Raw genomic sequence first — 256 nt, forward strand, 5'->3', positions numbered from 1 at the left:
GTGCCGTGCGTGAGGCCGACGTCGCGCGGCGTGTCATGCATGCGGCTTTTGAGGCGCAGGTGCTGCCTAAAGGGATTGATTCTGATCTGTCTGCGTTGCATTCCAAGCGGCCTTTTCCTTACGACGCCGATGAGATCGCTGCGTTTGCCGAACAGGTGCGAGATCCGAATTTTCGTGTTCAGGTCACCATGGATGGGATTCATGTTTATAACCGTGATATGCATGTGGTTGAAGTTGATCCCTTTGCGTTGTACCC

At 53.9% G+C, this 256-nt stretch carries 1 pseudogene; it reads left to right on the plus strand.

Annotated elements, in window-relative coordinates:
• A pseudogene (locus tag SB753_RS39095) lies at positions 1-256 on the plus strand (dihydropteroate synthase); the annotation flags it as partial.

It is taken from the genome of Paraburkholderia sp. SIMBA_053 (assembly GCF_046534895.1).
Classification (GTDB): domain Bacteria; phylum Pseudomonadota; class Gammaproteobacteria; order Burkholderiales; family Burkholderiaceae; genus Paraburkholderia; species Paraburkholderia caledonica.